This is a genomic window from Gemmata obscuriglobus (genome assembly GCF_008065095.1).
GTDB lineage: Bacteria > Planctomycetota > Planctomycetia > Gemmatales > Gemmataceae > Gemmata > Gemmata obscuriglobus.
In genome coordinates this window covers 6017090-6034258 of sequence record NZ_CP042911.1, presented here as the reverse complement: position 1 = coordinate 6034258, position 17169 = coordinate 6017090, and the positions used below count along the sequence as shown (strand labels likewise).

The 17169-nt window shown below is 71.1% G+C and carries 14 protein-coding genes; 7 read left to right on the top strand and 7 right to left on the bottom strand.

The window, feature by feature from the left end:
• Positions 1-7: 7 nt before the first annotated feature.
• Positions 8-478 (bottom strand): winged helix-turn-helix domain-containing protein, encoded by a 471-nt coding sequence (locus GobsT_RS25295; protein ID WP_010033124.1) that lies wholly within the window; start codon positions 476-478, stop codon positions 8-10.
• A 233-nt stretch (positions 479-711) separates the two neighbouring features.
• Here GobsT_RS25295 and GobsT_RS25290 point away from each other — a divergent pair, with 233 nt between their 5' ends.
• From GobsT_RS25290 to GobsT_RS25260, 7 genes are all read left to right on the top strand, one after another.
• Positions 712-2745, top strand: a complete 2034-nt coding sequence (locus tag GobsT_RS25290; RefSeq protein ID WP_162097332.1) for a DNA methyltransferase — start codon at positions 712-714, stop codon at positions 2743-2745.
• Between the two features lie 42 nt (positions 2746-2787).
• Positions 2788-3090: a hypothetical protein gene (locus GobsT_RS25285; protein ID WP_010033128.1), complete on the top strand. Its 303-nt coding sequence runs from the start codon at positions 2788-2790 to the stop codon at positions 3088-3090.
• A 248-nt stretch (positions 3091-3338) separates the two neighbouring features.
• The gene (locus GobsT_RS25280) at positions 3339-3731 is read left to right on the top strand and encodes a hypothetical protein (RefSeq protein WP_010033133.1); all 393 of its coding nucleotides are present in this window, start codon (positions 3339-3341) and stop codon (positions 3729-3731) included.
• Positions 3732-3740: 9 nt separating this feature from the next.
• Positions 3741-4211: a hypothetical protein gene (locus tag GobsT_RS25275; RefSeq protein ID WP_010033135.1), complete on the top strand. Its 471-nt coding sequence runs from the start codon at positions 3741-3743 to the stop codon at positions 4209-4211.
• The gene (locus GobsT_RS25270) at positions 4208-4534 is read left to right on the top strand and encodes a hypothetical protein (RefSeq protein ID WP_010033137.1); all 327 of its coding nucleotides are present in this window, start codon (positions 4208-4210) and stop codon (positions 4532-4534) included. The genes GobsT_RS25275 and GobsT_RS25270 overlap by 4 nt, the downstream gene beginning before the upstream one ends.
• A gap of 20 nt (positions 4535-4554) precedes the next feature.
• Positions 4555-4749, top strand: coding sequence for a hypothetical protein (locus GobsT_RS25265; protein ID WP_010033142.1), 195 nt, complete (start codon positions 4555-4557; stop codon positions 4747-4749).
• Positions 4746-5060: a hypothetical protein gene (locus GobsT_RS25260; RefSeq protein WP_010033147.1), complete on the top strand. Its 315-nt coding sequence runs from the start codon at positions 4746-4748 to the stop codon at positions 5058-5060. The genes GobsT_RS25265 and GobsT_RS25260 overlap by 4 nt, the downstream gene beginning before the upstream one ends.
• A 130-nt stretch (positions 5061-5190) precedes the next feature.
• Here GobsT_RS25260 and GobsT_RS25255 read toward each other — a convergent pair whose 3' ends face one another.
• From GobsT_RS25255 to GobsT_RS25230, 6 genes are read right to left on the bottom strand one after another with little or no spacing between them, the layout of a single operon-like run.
• The gene (locus GobsT_RS25255) at positions 5191-7293 is read right to left on the bottom strand and encodes a DEAD/DEAH box helicase (protein ID WP_010033149.1); all 2103 of its coding nucleotides are present in this window, start codon (positions 7291-7293) and stop codon (positions 5191-5193) included.
• Positions 7290-8603, bottom strand: a complete 1314-nt coding sequence (brxD, locus tag GobsT_RS25250) for a BREX system ATP-binding protein BrxD (RefSeq protein ID WP_010033151.1) — start codon at positions 8601-8603, stop codon at positions 7290-7292. Before brxD ends, GobsT_RS25255 begins: the two co-directional genes overlap by 4 nt.
• The gene (gene pglZ, locus GobsT_RS25245) at positions 8600-11284 is read right to left on the bottom strand and encodes a BREX-2 system phosphatase PglZ (protein ID WP_010033153.1); all 2685 of its coding nucleotides are present in this window, start codon (positions 11282-11284) and stop codon (positions 8600-8602) included. Before pglZ ends, brxD begins: the two co-directional genes overlap by 4 nt.
• Positions 11281-14982, bottom strand: a complete 3702-nt coding sequence (locus GobsT_RS25240) for a BREX-2 system ATPase PglY family protein (RefSeq protein WP_010033155.1) — start codon at positions 14980-14982, stop codon at positions 11281-11283. Before GobsT_RS25240 ends, pglZ begins: the two co-directional genes overlap by 4 nt.
• Before the next feature lie 22 nt (positions 14983-15004).
• Positions 15005-15892 (bottom strand): HNH endonuclease family protein, encoded by an 888-nt coding sequence (locus GobsT_RS25235; protein WP_010033157.1) that lies wholly within the window; start codon positions 15890-15892, stop codon positions 15005-15007.
• On the bottom strand, positions 15889-17157 hold the full coding sequence (locus GobsT_RS25230) for an AAA family ATPase (protein WP_010033165.1): 1269 nt from the start codon (positions 17155-17157) through the stop codon (positions 15889-15891). The genes GobsT_RS25235 and GobsT_RS25230 overlap by 4 nt, the downstream gene beginning before the upstream one ends.
• Positions 17158-17169 lie beyond the last annotated feature (12 nt).

Here is a 17169-nt window from a genome sequence, read left to right as displayed (position 1 = left end):
CGTGCGCTCAGGCTTTCGGGCCGGGCGTCCCGTCCGGGATCGTCGCGCCCGCCTCGGGTTCGGCCGGGCGCGTGGGCGCCTTCTTCGGCTTCACTTTTGCGCCCTTCGTCTTCGGGGCCGTTGTCGCGTCCGTGGCGCCCGCGGTGGTTGCCGCGAACCGCCCGGGCGCGGTCTTGCGGAACCGGCTCGCGGTCCCCTGGGTGGCGATCTCGCGCTGCAGCGCCGCGGACAGGGTGGCGTCCGGGGTCTTCCCGTTCGGGCTCGACCACAGCCCCTGTGCCGCCAGCCGCCCGATCAGCTCCTTCGCCGTCATCGACTCGCCGCTCGCGGCCAGCACCCGTGCCGCCGCGTCCAACGCGCTCAGCTTCTTCGCGGGTGCCGACTCGGCGGTGTCCTTCGCCCTGTGCTTCGGCTTCGCGCCCTTCACGTTAGATCTGCTCGTGGCCTTCTTGGCCGCCTTGGTCTTCGTCGCGGGCATCGTATCCTCCGGTTCGTGGGGCGGGCGATTTGAGGTGACACACAGTTACCTCCCGTTCCCACACCCATCCAGTCCATTCGCCCACTTTTCCAGTATTTCGTGCGCACGACGGAGCGGCGAAAAAGACGTGCCGGAAATCCGCCCACTTTGCTGCACAGGTCGCGCGCGGGCCGTGAAGTAGGAGGGTAGGGACATGCTGCGCACCAGCGCCGAGGTGGATGATGGACGTGGTGATGCGACCGATCGGTTCGATCAAACCGTACGAGAACAACCCCCGCGCCAACGACGCCGCGGTCGATGCGGTCGCCGCGTCCATCCGGGCGTTCGGGTTCCGACAGCCGCTCGTGGTGGACGAGGGCGACGTGCTGATCGTGGGCCACACCCGGTACAAGGCGGCGCTGAAGCTGGGCCTGATCGAGGTGCCGGTGCACGTGGCCCGCGGGCTCACACCCGACCAGGCCCGGGCGTACCGACTGGCCGACAACCAGACCGCCACACTCGCCACCTGGGACGACGAGCGCCTGGCACTCGAACTGGCCGCGCTCCAGACCGCCGACTTCGACCTGTCGCTCACCGCGTTCCCCGAGGACGAGGTCCTCCGGCTCCTGACCGCACCCGAGCCCCCGCCCGCCGGCGATCCCGACGAGGTGCCCGAGCCGCCGGCCGAGCCGCTCACCCGGCCCGGGGACCTGTGGCGCCTGGGCCGGCACCGACTCCTGTGCGGCGACGCCACCAAGCCCGCCGACCTCGCGCGCCTGCTGCCCGACGGGCCCGCCGACCTCCTCCTCACCGACCCGCCGTACAACGTCGCCTATTCGGGCAAGACCGCGGACGCCCTGACGATTGCCAACGACGACATGAGCCCCGAACAGTACCGCGCGTTCCTCACCGCCGCCCTGACCGCCGCCAAGGCCCACCTGAAGCCGGGCGGGGCGTTCTACGTGTGGCACGCGGACACCGCCGGGCTCGACGTCCGCACCGCCTGCGCGGCCGCCGGGCTCCAGGTGCGGCAGTGCCTGGTGTGGGTCAAGTCGGCCCTCGTACTGGGGCGACAAGATTACCATTGGAAGCACGAACCGTGTCAGCCCGCCGGTACCCAGGTGGCGAAGGTGATCAAGGAGGGGCGGTGGCGCGAGGATTCGGTGATCGAACAGGTGCCCATCGAGTCGCTGCAGCCCGGCGACCGCGTGGTCAGCTTCGGGAACGCCAAGATCTACCGGCGCGGGCGGGCCGTCACGGGCATCACGAGCCGGCGCCACACCGGCAACCTGCACCGCGTCGAGGTGGGGGAGTTCCGCACCCGCGCCACCCCCGAGCACCGGTTCACCGTGCGGTTCGACCCGGCGCGCCCGAAGGCCGGGCTGCTGTACCTCATGCGGCGCGGCGACCGCTGGCGCGTGGGCGTGTGCGGGATGTTCAACAGCCGCGGGTTCGGGGTGTCGGTGCGCCTGTCGCAGGAGCGCGGCGACGCGGCGTGGGTGCTGGGCGCGTTCGCCACGCTGACCGAGGCGCGGATCGCCGAGCAGGTGGTGTCGTGCCGGTACGGGATACCGACCACGGTCTGGGAGACCGGGCGGAACCCGGGTGCGAGCTGGGCGCAGCGGGACCAGGCGGGCATCGACGCGATCTACCAGCGGCTCGGTGTGGACCGCATCCGGGCGGGCGTCGATCGGCTCCTGCGGGACCACGGGCTGTCCGCCGGCCTCCCCCTGCTGGCGGCGAACGAGCCGGGCAACTTCTCGTGCCGACAGTCGCGTCAGGTGGCCGCGTGCAACCTGGTCCCGGGCGTGATGCAGGTGCCGGTGCCCACCGCCGGCGAGCGGTTCGAGTGGCGCGACCTGACGGCCACCAGCTTCGAGCGGGTGCACGACCTCGAGGTGTGGTCGATGGACGTCGAGCGGGACAAGCATTACGTGGCGGACGGCATCGTCGTGCACAACTGTCTCTACGGTTGGATCGACGGGGCCGCCCACACCTGGCTCGGCGACCGGTCCCAGACCACCGTGCTCGAGTTCGACAAGCCCGCCAAGAACCCGGACCACCCGACACCCAAGCCGGCCGAACTGTTCGCGTACCTGCTGAACAACTCGTGCCCGCCCGGCGGCCTCGTCCTCGACCCGTTCGCCGGCTCCGGCACCGCCCTGGCCGCCGCCGAGCAGACCGGGCGGAACGCGGCCCTGCTCGAGCTGGACCCGCGGTATTGCGACGTCATCGTCCAGCGGTTCGAGTCGTTGACCGGCCAGAAGGCCGAGCGGGCCGCGGCGTAAACCCTGACGGCGCTCCGAACTTACCTGACGCAGGAGCACCCGATGCGGCTCACCGGGCGGGTCGACAAGGTCGCGAAGTGGGTTGCCGGGCGCCCCCGGCCGGGCGTGTTCCACGTCGTCGAGGCGGTTCCCGTGCATCGGGCCGAGGGGCGGGCGCCGGGGCTGTACCGGGACGGCCCGCCGGGCTCGCTCGCCGGCACCCTGGTGTACGACCCGGCCGCCGGCGAGCCGGTGGTGCCCGACGGCGCGCTGGCCCCGTTCGGGCTGCTGATCGTACTCGGGCTCGACCAACTCGACCCGCCGGCCCCGGACCCGCTCGAAGCCCGGGAGCCGGGGAACGGCTGACACGGATCAGCCCGGGAGAACGAAGTGGGCGTTCGGCGGACGAATCTCGGCGCGGGTCGTGGCCCTGGCCGCGCGGGCCGCACGGCACGGGGCGCGTGTCCGTCCCGCGGTCCGCATGTATCTACCGATCACGGACGGCGAGGACCGAGCCCCGGGCGCCGCGGTGTGGCCCGGCCGGGCGACCGTGGTGTGGGACCACGCCGAGCCCCAACCGGGGCACCGCGAACCGACCTGAGCGGAGGAGCGACATGGGCGACCGGGTGAAGAAGAACGACGACAAGCTGCTGCTGGCGCTGGCGTGCGGGGCCACCGTCGAGGCCGCGGCCAAGCAGTGCGAGCTGACCGACCGCACCGTGTACCGGCGGCTCAACGACCCGGCGTTCAAGAGCCGGCTCGCGGAGCTCCGCGGCGACATGGTGCGGCGGTGCGCCGGGATGCTCACCGCGGCCGCCGGCGAGGCCGTCCGCACGCTGCTGTCACTCCAGGGCAGTTCGACACCGCCGGCCACGAGGCTCGGGGCCGCGCGGGCCATACTCGAGCTCGGCCTCAAGGTGCGCGAGGTGGCCGAGTTGGAGGTGCGGATGAGTGAACTGGAGGCGCTGGTCAAGGGCAACGAGCAGCAATCCCTTCCCAACTGGTGAGGGTGTGCCATGCGGTTGAGCGGTCGAATCGAGGCGCTGACTGCGCGTGTCGCGTGCCGTCCCGCGGCCGGTCCGGCGCCCCCGAAGCCGGACTGGACCCGCGACCGGGCCGCGTTCCTGGCCTTGGTGACCGAGGCGCTGCGCGAGCGGATGGCGGCCCGGCTGGACGAGCCGTACGGCCAGGACTCCGAGGCCCTGTCGTCCTGGGTCGGGGCCCCGTTCGCCCGCTGGGTACCGGCGCCGGCGCCCGGGTACCGGCTGCCCGAGGCGCTGGTGCGGTGGGTGCTCGAACCGCCCCGCCCGTTCTGGTTCGGGCACCACTGCGGATCCTGTGGGCTCGCGGTCCCGCTGGTCCTCGTCCCCGCCAGCGACCCGCGCCCGCTCGCCGACCTCCGCGCGTTCCCGACCTGCCCGGCGTGCGGCGGGCGCACGAGTCACGCGGCCAATGACCGCCCCGACGCACCGGAGAGCCGCCAATGAGCCTCGCCCGCCGAGTTCGCGCCCTCGCCGACCGGATCCCGCCGGCCCGCCCGGGCACGGATCTGCCGACCGATCCGGTGGCGTTCGGCCGCGGGCTGTTGCGGGGCGACTTCGGCCCCGCGGACCTGGACCCGACGCACCCGGACCACACTGGCTGGGCGGTTCAGGCGCTCGCGTTCCTGGGCACCCTCCGGCCCGAGCACCAGGCGTGGCTCCGGGACCAGCGCGAGCGGTTCCCGGGCGCGTATCCCGACGCGCTCCTGCTGCCGGCCACCGACGAGCAGATCGTCGCCGCGCTGGATCAGGTCATGCGGCGCGGGTGAGCACCAACGGAGGCCGAACGATGTCCCTGCGTACACGATTCCAGAGGCTCAAAGCGACGCGCCCGCGGTGTGACGGCCGCACGCTCCGGCTCGCGCCCGAGGGGCACGTGCCGAGCGACGCCGACCGGTGCCGGCGGTGTGGAGGGTGCCACGTGCTGGTCATCGTCGAGGAGATCGTCGAGGCACCGGTCGAACCTCAAGAGGTGCGCGCATGAAGACGAGCCGGGTCACCAAACTCGAACGGCAGGTGCGGAGCCGCCCGTGCCCCGGATGTGGCCGCGCCTTCGACCCACCCACAGATCGCAACGACGAAATCGACTTCGAGCGACTCACCAGCATCGAGCAGGCCGAGTTGGCGGCTCTGATCCAGGCGTTCATCACTCCGTCTTGCAACCGGTGCGGGCGTTCGGGGCACGACCTCGCAGGGCTATCCGACGAGAAACTCAGCCGTGCGCTGGAACTCCTGCGCACGGCTCTCGGACGCGATCTCCCAATATCGGGCCGCGCACCCGAATCGTGGGCGTGAATTTTTCGCATCACCGCTTCACAGTTGCCAATCTAGTCAAGCTTGGTGCGGCCGGTGAGGCGGTGGCATGCATCCCGATGCTACTCGCCCGCGACTTGCTATGGCGGAGAACCATCCATGCGGCGGGCGGTCAGCCACCAACGACCACCCGCATCCGCTGGGCCAGTACCGCCCGGGCAGCCGCGGTGTCGCGGAGCCGTGCCGCGAGGGCGGCGAGGGCGAGATCCTTTGGGAGGCAGGCCGAAAACTTGAGGCCGTCGAGGGCTTCCTCCTCGACCGCGGGGCTCAGGTCTTCTACCGGGGGCAACTCACGCACCGCCTGCTCGACGGCGGTCAGCCCCCCGGCCCCTTCGAACACCATGCGGAGGCCATCGTGGTCGATCCGTCCCCCGCACCTTCCGCTTAGTGCGCCCGCCAGGGTGGCGTTGGCCCGCGTCCCCGCGAAGGTCCACCACTCCACCGCCCCGCCCGCGAGGCCCAGCAGCGTTGGCCCGTCGGCACTCACCCAGGACGCCTCCTCGCGCAACTCTGCGACCTTGTCCTGGGCCCGTCGCGACCACAGCGGAGACTGGTCTTCCCCCGCCAGCACGGAGCGAATTGACTGGGCGAGTCGGAAGCCGACGAACGGCCCGGTGCCCCGCCACCGTGACCGCCCGGCCTCCTCGGACGGCTCGACGTGGGCCACCCGCCGGGGCCAGTCGAGGTGCGTGACGCGCCACGCCCGCCCGCCGAGCAGCAAGACCCGCGGCCCCTCACGCCGGGCGGTAAAGCTGGCCTCGTCCACGAACCCCAAGTCCTGGCGGCCGTAGCGCACCGCGAACAGCGGCGGGGAGGTGAACACCGAGAAGAGGTCCATGAAGTTCTTATGCCCGAACTCCTCCTCGCCCCGGCGGCCCAGCCACAGCAGCCCGCCGTCCTCCCACAGGAGCCCCTGGGACAGCATCCAGTCGATGACCTCGTGGGGCCGCGCGTCCGGCATAGCCGCAAAGCCCGGCACCCCGTCGACCCACGCCGCCCAGTCACGCCGGCCGATCCCCCGCTCTTGAAGGCAGAGGGCCATCACCTGCTGGGCCAGAACGTGGTACGGTTCCGGCGGCGGGGTGACCGGCTCGACGTACCCGCCGGCCCACAGCCCGATCAGCCCGGCGGCCCGCAACAGCGAGTCGTCGTCCGTGGCCAGGAACAGGCAGTTCCGCGACGCGCCCGGTCGCCGCCCGGTGCGACCCATCCGCTGGAGGAAGCTCGAAACCGTCGTCGGGGCGTCGATCTGGATGACCCGGTGGAGGTCGCCCACGTCGACCCCAAGCTCCAGCACGCTCGTCGCCACGATGACGCAATCGTCCCGGCCGGCGAACGCCTCCTCCGCCCGGCGACGCTCGTCCGCACTCAGCGAGCTGTGGGTGACGAACGCCGTCACCTCCAGGGCCCGCAGCTCCCGCCCCAGTTGCTCGGCCCGCGACCGGCTGTCCACAAACACCAGCCGTTTCTCCCCCCGGTGCAGCCGGGAGATGACCGTCGCGGCGTTGCGGAGCGACCCGACGTGGTCGAGCTTCACGTCCGCTTCCGCCGCGGCCGTGCCGCCCGGCGGGTGGCAGACCCGCCGCGGCCCGTCACACCCGCCGGTCAGCCACGCCAACAACCCGTCCGGGTTCCCCACCGTCGCGGACAGGCCCAGCCGCTGGAACTCCCGCCCGCACAGCCGCCGGAGGCGGGCGAGGACGGACAGCAGGTGCCACCCCCGGTCGTCCCCGGCGAAGGCGTGGACCTCATCGACCACGACCGCCCGCAACGCCGCGAACAGGGCGCGCTCGTCCACCGAGCCGGAGACGAGCATCACCTCCAGGGACTCCGGCGTCGTCAGCAGGAGGTCGGGCGGGTCGCGGAGGATCGCCTTCTTCTGCCCGGTCGGGACGTCCCCGTGCCAGAGGGCGGACCGCCGGCCCAGCAGGGTGCAGTACCGGGACAGCCGGGCGTCGAGGTTGTTCAGCAGGGCCTTGATGGGGCAGACGTACAGAACGCCGAGTCCCCGCCAGTCCTCGGTCAGCATCCGGGACAGGACCGGGAACGCCGCCGCCTCGGTCTTCCCGCCGGCAGTGGGGGCCAGGATGAGGAGGTGCTCACCGGCCAACGCCGGTTCGATCACCGCCTCCTGGAACGGACGAAGTTCCGTCCAGCCGAGGCTGTTAACGACGTGGTGCCGTAGGGCCGGGTGGAGGTGGTCGAAAGGGGTCACGGGTCCAACTCGATGTCGTCCACGTCGGTCGCCTGCGCGGCGGCCCGCTCGGCCGCCGTCAGCTCGCCCTCGGTCACCGTCGGGGCGTAGTCCCGCCGCGGGTCGAAGTCGGCGAACTGGTCGACGCGGTCCAGCACGTCGGCCACCAGCTTCTTCAGGAACACCCGCGGGGCGATCCCCACCCGCCCGCCGAGTTTCCCGGCGACCGCTGCGGCCAGATCCCGGACGTAGGCGTCGTCACACAGGCGGGCGATCCGGTCGGCCGCCGGGCAGTGCTGCCGGTAGATCTCGCGGACCCGGCACCCGACCGCCGCCAGCCGGTCCAGGTCGAACGCGGCCAGCCGCACCTGCACCGCCCGCGGGTTGTCGAACCGGGCGTCCGTCTTGAAGTCGACGTGCAGCCGCTGGGCCAGTGGCTCCAGCCGCGGCACCCCCTGCGGGCCGTCGAAGAAGGCCGGTGTCCCGGTGACGAGCAGGTACAGGCCGGGGAACCGGCCCCCGTCCACCTCGTCGATCAGTTGCCGGAGCGCGTTCAGCCCCTTGTCCCGCACGTCGCTGCGGACCCGCTGGAGGGTCTCCACCTCGTCGAGTACGACCAGCAGGCCGGCACCGCCGGAGTCCCGGACGACCGTCAGCAGGCCCTGGAGGAAGGTTAACGCTCCGAAGTGGTCGATCTCCCCCTTCACCCCGGCCGCCCGCTTCGCCGCCGCGGCCACGTTCGGCTGCCCGGCCAGCCAGGCCAGGATCGCGTCGGCGGTCGCCGCGTCCCCCGCCACCTGCGCCCGGCGGTAGCCCCGCAGGGCCGTGCCGAAGGTGGGTGCCGCCGCCGTGACTCTCGCCAGCCGCTGCTCCATCAGGCGGTCCGTCCGGGCCAGCAGCTCGCCCTCGTCCCCCGTCCCGCCCTCGGCCAGTGCGTCCTGCTCCAGGGCGTAGATCCACCCGTCGATCAGGTTCCGCAAGGCTCCTTGCGACGCATCGGCCGTGGCCAGCCGCTCGCACAGCCGGCGGTAGACCGTCTCCAGCCGGTGCAGCGGCGTCTCGGTCTCCGACACCTGGACCTCGGCCGTGGCGAACCCCAGCCGGCGGGCCCGGTCTGCCAGCCACCGGGCCAGGAACGTCTTCCCGCACCCGTAGTCCCCGCGGCACGCCTTGAACGCGGCCCCGCCCGCCTTGACGGCGAGCAGCTCCTCCTGGAACACGGGTTCGAGCCGCTCCAGCCCGACGGCGAAGGCGTCCAGGCTGCTGTGCGGGACCGTGCCGCGGCGCAGGGCGTCGACGATCTCCTGGCGGCGGCGGGGGCTGACCGTCACGGGCGGTCCTCCGCGATGAGGTCGAACTGCCGCAACAGCAGTGACCGGTTCAGTTCAACGGTGTCGGACGGGTCGTCCCGGCCCAGGACCGCGAAGCCGTCGACGTTCAGGACCCGCTGACAGACCGCCAGCAGCCCCCGAAGGCGGAACGGTGGCAAGCTCATCCGCCGGGCGAGGGCGGCCGAGGTCAACTTGCCGCCGGCCTCGTCGAGGGCGGCCAGCAGCCCGGCGAAGGTGGCGTCGTCCGGCACGGCCCGCCCGCCCAGCTTCTTCTGCTCGGTGAAAACCGGCGACGCCAGCAGGGCGGCCACCCAAATTGGGGACGATGCGACCGCAGGGGCAACGGGAGGTACTGCCGGGGTCTCTTCTTCGTCGTCGAACAGGCTCGTCGGGACCTTCGGGGCCGAGGGTTTCGGCGGCAACACGACTGCCGGCAGAGCAGCGAGGGGCGGAGCCGGCTCCCACCAGTCTGGGGCCGGGTCGGGGGCGTCCACCCACCCGTCCGGGCGGAGGTCGCCGGCCGCCAGCACGGTGATCGGGATCAACATCTCCTGGGGGGTCAACCCGCCGTGGTAGCCATTCTTCCGGCCCACATAACGGAGCCGTTCGGTCCACGGGGCGATCAGCCGGTGGCCGTCGCCGAGCAGAACCCGCGGCCCGCGGAGGGCCAGTTCGCCCTCGCCCGGACGCCCGTCGTCCGAACGCCACCGCTCCCCGCCGTCCCCGTCCGCGGCTCGCGTCTGGTCGTCGAGCAGGTGCCCGTGGTCGCTCAGGAGCACGACCACCCGCCGGGCCGACCGGGCCTCGTACAGGAGCGGCAGCAGGACCTTGATCTCGTCCCGCGTCCACCGCAGGTCGAGCTGCTCGCCCTTGAGGAGGTGGTCGTCGACCGCGTTCACCACGACCCCGACGACCCGCTTCTGCGCCGAGGCGACCGCCTCCCGGACGTTGGCCGCCAGGGCGGCGTCGCCGGGTCCGGTGAGAGCGATCTTGTGGAACAGGACCGGCGGCTGACCGGCGCGGCAGTGTAGCTTGAGGGCGGCGTGCGCGGCGAACCCGGCCGCCTCGTCCGCGACGGACCCGGTGGCGAGCCGGCCGCAGAACAGGCTGGTCCGCGACGCCTCGGTGACGCACGGGATCGCCGCCAGGCCGGGCGGCAGTGCGCGCCCGCCGGGGCCGAGCGACGCCCAGTCCAGCCGGGTCAGGTCGGCCGTCAGCTCCCGCGACACGGCCGGGCTCATCCCGTCCAGGAGGACGACCAGCACCGGGGCCAGGGCCGCGAGCGGGGCGACCAGTTGGTCGAGGACGGCCTCGACGGGGGTGACGTCGGCGGGCCGGGCCGCCGCGGCGGTCTGGTCCCGCAGGAGTTCGGCGAAGCGGCGGTTCTGGGCCTCCCGCCGGGCGGCGACCCGGGCCAGCAGCCGGGCGTACCCCTCCGACAGCTCCCGAACCGGGTCGCCCGCCCGGAGGGCCGAGCGGGCCCAGTCCACGAAGCTGCCCTGTGCCACGTACTCGGCCGCCGCCGCGCCCAGCGACCGCGGGGCGACTTCGGGGCCGGCGGCAGCCAGCCACCGTGCCAGCCGCAGGGCCATGTCGACCCGCTCCACCCGCCGCGGCTCCCGTCGGGCCTGGTCGTGCCGGCGGACCGCGTCGCGGGCGGCGGTCAGTTCGGCGACCGCCGGCGGCTCGTCGGCCGTCACCGCGAGCAGCCCGCCGAGCCGGGCCAGTCGCTGCTCGAACCCCCGCGGGAGCACGTCGGTCAGGTGCGCGAACTCGTCCGCCTGGACCTCCCGGAGCACCTCCTCCGCACGGTGCAGCAGCCCGTTCCTCGCCCGCGTGTCGGCGTCCAGCAGTCGCACCGCCTCGGTGGCGGCGGCGTGCCAGCGGTCGGTGACCGCGGGTTCGGGGGTGGGGCCGCCCAGGAACCGTTCCAGCCGCCCCGCGGCCCGGTCCAGCTGCCCGGCGGCCGCCGGGTGGTGGACGACGCCGAGGGCCAGGCCGACGGGCAGGGCGTCGGGTTGGTCGGTAGCACCGGCGCACCGGAGAACGGCTGCCGCGGTCGGCCCCAGCGAGGCGGACAGCCACCCCTCGATCGCCCGCCGGGGCTCGTCCGGCAGTCGGCGGAAGCGTCCGACGTTCTCGGGGACGGCCGACCAGCGAAGCAGGAGGGGAAGGTCGGGCCGGTCCCCCTCCAGGCCGAGCAGCCGCTGGAGGAGCATGGGCCAGACGATTTCCGCGTCCAGGTAGCCCCCCGCGGCGGCCGGCACCCCCGCGGCGGTGGCGAGTTCCAGCAGCCGGTCGGCGATCCACCCCTGGCCGCGCAGCCGGGGATCGACGGCGTGCGCCTGGAACAGTTCCTTGACGATCTGCCACGGGTCCAGCGGGTAGAGCCTGCGGCCCGCGAGCCGGACCAGCACGTCGTCGCCCAGATCCTGGTCGGCGAGGCCGGTGACCAGCACGGTGACCGTCGCCGCCGGCTCGTCGCCGAGCAGGGCGATGCGGGCCGCGAGCGGTGAGTCGCACTGCTCGATCCGGTAGGTGTCCGCACCCTCCCGGCGGACGCGGTCGCCCGCGTACCGGCCTGGCGCGTGGATGCCCACCGCACTGGCGTCCGGGATCTTGCGGCGGACGGCCTGGACCTTGGCCCGGATCTGGCCGAACGTAGGTGCCGGCTGCGTCACGTTCCGGGTCCTCCTGACTCGACCTTCCAGGCCATGCTGACGGTCACCGTCTGCCCGGCGGACAACTCCTCCTTCAGTCGGTCGAGTTGGGTCTGGGCCTCCTCCAGGGTGAGCCCGGCCTTCTCCCCCCGCAGCACCGTCTTCGGGGTGACTGGCACGGGAGTCACGACGACCGGCGGGTCGGATGGTGGGGGAACGGCCGGCGGGGGAACAGCGGGCGGGGCGGGTGGCCGGGCGGTGAGCAGGCGCACGGCCTTCGACTGCGCCTCCTTCAGCGTCGGGGCGAGCGCGACCGCGTGCTCGTCGGCCGCGAGGGCCTCCCGGACCGTTCGGACGACCTCGTCGGCCGCGGCTCGCTGGCTGCCGTCGAGCTTCGAGACCGCGTCGAGGATCTCCCAGCTGAACGAGTCGAGGGCCACGGCCAGTTCGGCGGCCCGGCCCAGACAGGTGCTCATCGCGGCCTCGGAGGTCGCCACCTCGGCGGTCGCCAGCACCCCCACCAGCCCGTCCCCGTCGCCCGCCGCCAGTCGCTCCGCGAGCGTGGCCGTCGCCTGGGCGGTCTTCAGACGCGGCGAGTCCGCGAGTCTCATCGGCGTGAGCCGCTCCCGCAGTCGGCGGGCGTAGAGCTGCAAGCCGGGCCGGCACTCCGTCGCCTTCGCCTTCACCTGATTCGCCAGGCTGCTGACGTTGTTCGACTTGAGGAGCGGGGAGACTGCCACCCCCATGATGCTCCCGCCCCGCCGCACGGCCGCATCCCAAACGGCCTCCGACGGCCCCTTCCACTCCCGCAGCTCCAGTGCGTCGGAGAGGTTGGAGAGGGTGGCATCGGTGGCACCGCCGTGCAGGAAAAACGTCCGGTTCGTCTGCTCGGCGAACACGAGGATGACGAGGTTCGCGGCCTCCTTGGGCAGCCCCATCGGCTTCGGGTCGTCGGTCCACTTCCGCAACTGGCCCACCGTCAGGGCCGCACCGCCGGCCTGCGAGATCTTGCGCGTGAAGTGGTTCTTCCAGTGCTGGCCGAGGACGAAGTGGGTGGCGTCCGGCCCCATCTCGCCCAGCAGGAGCGGGTTGGCGATCTGACGCAGGAGCGGCCGGAGCGTCTTCTCCACCTCGACCCGCCCGTCCTCCCGTCGGGCGGCCTGACTGGCCACGTCGTACACCTTCCGCAGGTTCCCCGCCCGCACCTCGGCCTCGAACCGCGGGTGCGCCGGGTAGTCGTCGGCCAACGCCTGGTCGAGCAGTTGCTCCATCGCCGCCCGGAGTGTGGCCGCAGCCGGGGGCTGCGGGTCGAACCCGCTCTTCAGGGACTGGAACTGCTCGTGCGGCTCCAGTTCCTGGGTGGCGTCCAGCGAGCCCGGCAGCAGGGCGTCCAGCCCGTAGGCCGCCTCCAGGTGGTGCCGCACCCGCTGCCGCAGTTCGCTGCTCTGGTTCTCCAGCAGGTTGCGGGCGGCCAGCTTGTCCTGCGGGTTCAGGTGCGAGGCGTACCCGGAGAACCGCTCCCCGGCGAGGATGTGCTCCAGCACTACCAGGAGCCCCAGGTCGCGGAGGGCGTCCTGGCTGAAGTAGTTCGGTATCCAGACCAGCGTGCGCGTCCCGTTCGGGTGGGCGTGGCGGAACTGCTGGAGCCGGCCGATGCCGTCGCGGGGGCCGTGGCCGGGCTCCCCGAACGGCACGTCGATCACCAGCCGCCACCCGTCCTCCGACTCCAGCGACGTGTCGGGCAGGTCGCGGACGTGCTTGTCGGCGAAGATCAGCTCGCAGGCCCGTTCGGTGTTCCGCCACCGGAACCCGTAGGTGAAGAACAACTTATCCGGGTCCTCAATGGCGAGCTGCTCGAACAGCATCTGGCGGACGCGGCGGCGGCGGTTGCCGGCACTGTCCTCGCCGCGGGCCTTGGCCAGGATGGCCTCGGTATCGACTCCGGTGAGCTGCACCGTGATCGTCGGGTTCTGGCCCTCGCCGACGCGGATCTCGCCGACGCCCGCGGCCCACGTCTTGACCCGGCGCAGCACCTCTTGAGCTTCCCGACCGGGGATCGGGGTCTTGATCGTCCCGTGGTTGAGGGCGGCCAGCCGCTCGGCGGTGAGCCCGCGGAGCGTCTCCACGCCCGGCACCAGTGCGGCCAGCAGGAGCGTCTTCACCAGCCGGTCGTCGTTGCGGAACGCGACCCGCTTCGGGTTCTCCCAGGGCAGTTGCTCCAGCTCCTCCGCCCGCCCGTGCTGCTTCTCCAGCACCGGGAGCAGCTTCTGGTGGTACAGCCGCTTGGCGTTCTCGAAGTGGATCGCCATCTCCGCCGAAAACGCCTCGTCCCCGTGGGCCACGGTGTCGAACAGGTCGCCGACGGGCACGAGGTCGCCGACCTGGAGCGAATCTCGCTGGTCGACCAGGAGCTGTCGCATGACCTTGAGGGCGGTGCGCTCCCGCTGGAGGACGCTCGACACGGCGATGAGCGTCTGCACCAGGGCCGGGCTGAACGGGTACACCTGGCGGAACATCCGCTTGTCACCCTCGTTCGCCAGGAGCGTGTTCCACACCACGTCGCGGACCTTCGCGGTCTTCTCGAAGGCGGCGTCCAGCTCGCCCTTCGCGGCCTCGCTGACAGGCTTCAAGACGCGCTTCTCGGCGATCGCCGGGAGGTTCCGGTCCTCCAGCGTGATGGTGCTGAACCGCCCCTCCTGCCAGTCGAGCGAGTCGCTGAAGTTCAGCCGCTCGGCCCCGGCAACGTGGTCCCCGATCAGCTTGCGCAGATCCCGCTGGCGGGCGACGAAGCTGACCACGGGGATCGGCCGGTCGGGCGTCTGCGCCTCGACCAGGGTGGTGAGCTTGGCCGCCTCCCGCTTGACGAAGTCGAGGTCCACCGACCGCGTGGCCAGCCACAGGATCAGTTCGTCGAGGAACAGCAGGAGGGCGTCGAACCCCAGGTCGCGGGCGTGCTGGCTGAGCACGCACAGCCCCTTGTCCAGCGACAGGTACGCCTCCCGGCCCCCGTGCGCCACCGACGCGTAGGACTGGAAGAACGTCCCCACGAGGTCGCTCACCAGCCGGGTCCGCTCCTCGGAACCGGGGTCGGCGTCGATCGCCGCCTCGAACCGGGCCGCGTCCCAACTGCTTTCGAGGTCGCCCCAGCCCGACGCCTGCTCGTTGCCCCGGCCGGCGTTCAGCTCGGCGAAGAACTTCTCGTCGCCGTCCCGCCGCCGCTGCCGCTGGGCGTCCTCGAACAGCCCCTTGGCGAGGAACACGCCGGGCACGGGAGCGTCCGGTCGGGTGCGGCGGATGAAGTCGGCGTACCCGCCGAGGATGCCGCTCTCCATGCTGTTGTGCGCCCCACTGATCATGTGGTAGGGCACCAGCAGGAACCTCTTCCCGGCCAGCCAGTCGTTGTGCTTGGCGATCACCGGTGCGAGTTCGGGGATGCCGCGGGCCTGCGCGTTGCCCTGGAGGATCAGGTGCAGCACGGCCATGAAGTGCGACTTGCCGGACCCGAACGACCCGTGCAGGTAGGTCGCTTTGCTCGTCCGGCCGGTGACCGCGGCCCGGATGAAGTCGAGGGCCTGGTCGAAGCACCGGACCAGTTCGGGGGTGACGACGTACTCCCCCAACGTCCCGGCCGGGTCGACCACACCCTCGGACAGGCGGAGGACGAAGTCGCCCTTGCGGACGTGTTCGGGGATGTCGATCAGCTCGCGCAGCAATGTCATGATCTTGTCCGACGGGAGCGGGTCAACTGGAGACCGTTTTCAGGTAGGTAACCGCGTCCTGATATAGTTGCTCGGCTTGCTCCGGATGCCGGGTAAACAGGGCAACGAAATGTTTGATACAGTTCGTATGCCGCCTCCGGCTGGTCTGGTAAGCCGTCACCACCTGGTCGGCCCTGTTGCGGTCGGCCGCTGTGGCAAATTCCGTCCGCCCCTTCAGTGCAAGGTAGACTTTTTCTAGCGTCTCGAATCGGTCGATGAGCAGATCCTTCCGCTCGGATACGTTGTCCAGGCCGAAGAATTCGATCGTCACGCGTGCGCGGAGTCGTTCAAAGACCGTCAAGCCGGCTTTGGGACGAGGCGTAATGCCGATGAACTCGATCAAGTGCTCCGGGTCCGCGTCGAGGTCCGAGAGTGGGTAAATCAAATAGGCTTGCTCGCCCGCGAGGTCAGCGATCGCGCGTCCGCCGAGCCTACGGCGGCCCGCGATCGGGAAGTAGTTCTTCTTTCTAATCGAGTTGCACGTTTTGCACGCCGTCAGGTAGTTGAGCGGATGGTACGCGAGGTACTTGTATCCCTTCGACCCTCTGGGTGGCTGAACAACCCGGAACCCGGCTTTCCGAACCTCATCGGCCAAGTCACCGGGCACCGGCCAAGCGACCACGGCCCCCTTTGGCCGGAAGTGCTCCACGTCCTGTTCGATCTTGCCCTCCAGGGGCTTTTCGCAGAACGCGCACTTCGAGTGCTGGAATTCGATGTACGCCTCTTTGATGTCGCTCCACTCGTTCTGGAATTCGGGATCGTCGTTGCCCCTGAGGGCCGTGACGAGCGCCTTCATCCGCCCCTCCCAGCCGGCCTTGAGTTCCTCAATTCTGGCCCGTAGGGCGGCTTCGGTGACGACGATGCGGATCAAGGCGACTCCTCCAACCCACGACTGAGTTCTCGGACGATTTGGAGGGCCGCGGCGTCATCGCCCTCTCGGGCTTGAGCCGTCAGCTTGTGAAGCTGGGTCGTCTTGGCTTCGGCCCGCGTACTGGTCAGCCCAAAAAGGTCGCTCAGCAGGATCTGATCCGCGTCGAGCCCGTGAATGCTCCTCTGGAGACGTCCAACTTTGGTGCGGTTGGTCTTGTTGTTCGTCTTCAGCGTGATGATGTTCATCCATTCGAGGCTGCCGGCCACGAGGGGGCTGTGCGACGTGAACACGAACTGCATCCGGGGCAGTGCCTTCGCGATCGTCGGGATGACCTTCATCTGCCACCGCGGGTGCAGGTGCAGGTCGATCTCGTCCACCAGTACGATCCCCGACCCCTCGTCCAGTTTCTTCCCGGACGGGGCGCCGTAGCACACGTGGTATAACAGGTCCCCGACCCACCCGATGAAGGCCCGGTAACCGTCGGAAAGTGCCCGGAACGGGATCTTCATACCGCCTCGCTCGAAGAGGTAGTCGCCCCGCTCTAGCTCTTCGGTGAACGTGTAGTGGCCGGGTCCGATCAGCCGTTTGAGGAGGTGGACGACCTGGGTATATCGCCCTTTGTTGGACTTCTGCAAGTCGGGCAACCAGTAGGTCAGCGGGATGAGCGAGAACCCGTCCTCGTAGAGGCTGGCGATGCGCTGTCCGCGGATGAACCGGGTCTTGGTCCGCGACCCCATGTCAAACCGATCGGCTTGCTCCACGCGACGAGTGGCCCCGTAACCGACCACGAGGAACGCGTCGTTCTTCTCCTCGAAGACCGGCTCCCACACGTGTTCGTCCGGATCGAGGAACCTGAACTCCTCGGTGTCGCCCCGCTTCCCGACCTCAAGTTCCCCCCGTGCGACCGCCCCTTCTGGGGCCCGGTCTTGGGGGTGTAACCCGAACGCACTCACGAGGCGTGCCTTCGCATTCTTCGGCAGGTCCGCGCCCCGCCGAACCAGCCCCGGGTCCCGGATTCCAGCCGAAGGGCTGGTCACGCTCGGGCCGAGGGCGGACATCGCGATGGCCCGCAGAAGCGTCGTCTTGCCCGAACCGTTGTCGCCGAGCAGCAGGTTCACGTTCGGCAGTCGCGGACGGGGAAGTCGCTTTTTCAGCTTGTCTAGCGGCGTCTTCGCCGGTGCGTACTCCAGGTCCGGGTGGACGAAGTCCAGGTTCGCCTTCGCGAACGTGCGGACGTTCTCCAGCTCCAGCGTCGTGATGAACATGATCGCCCTGTC

Bases quoted from the DNA above. Each gene is read 5' to 3' on its own strand.
- GobsT_RS25295 (WP_010033124.1), bottom strand. From the start codon at position 478: ATGCCCGCGACGAAGACCAAGGCGGCCAAGAAGGCCACGAGCAGATCT.
- GobsT_RS25290 (WP_162097332.1), top strand. From the start codon at position 712: ATGCGACCGATCGGTTCGATCAAACCGTACGAGAACAACCCCCGCGCC.
- GobsT_RS25285 (WP_010033128.1), top strand. From the start codon at position 2,788: ATGCGGCTCACCGGGCGGGTCGACAAGGTCGCGAAGTGGGTTGCCGGG.
- GobsT_RS25280 (WP_010033133.1), top strand. From the start codon at position 3,339: ATGGGCGACCGGGTGAAGAAGAACGACGACAAGCTGCTGCTGGCGCTG.
- GobsT_RS25275 (WP_010033135.1), top strand. From the start codon at position 3,741: ATGCGGTTGAGCGGTCGAATCGAGGCGCTGACTGCGCGTGTCGCGTGC.
- GobsT_RS25270 (WP_010033137.1), top strand. From the start codon at position 4,208: ATGAGCCTCGCCCGCCGAGTTCGCGCCCTCGCCGACCGGATCCCGCCG.
- GobsT_RS25265 (WP_010033142.1), top strand. From the start codon at position 4,555: ATGTCCCTGCGTACACGATTCCAGAGGCTCAAAGCGACGCGCCCGCGG.
- GobsT_RS25260 (WP_010033147.1), top strand. From the start codon at position 4,746: ATGAAGACGAGCCGGGTCACCAAACTCGAACGGCAGGTGCGGAGCCGC.
- GobsT_RS25240 (WP_010033155.1), bottom strand. From the start codon at position 14,982: ATGACATTGCTGCGCGAGCTGATCGACATCCCCGAACACGTCCGCAAG.
- GobsT_RS25230 (WP_010033165.1), bottom strand. From the start codon at position 17,157: ATGTTCATCACGACGCTGGAGCTGGAGAACGTCCGCACGTTCGCGAAG.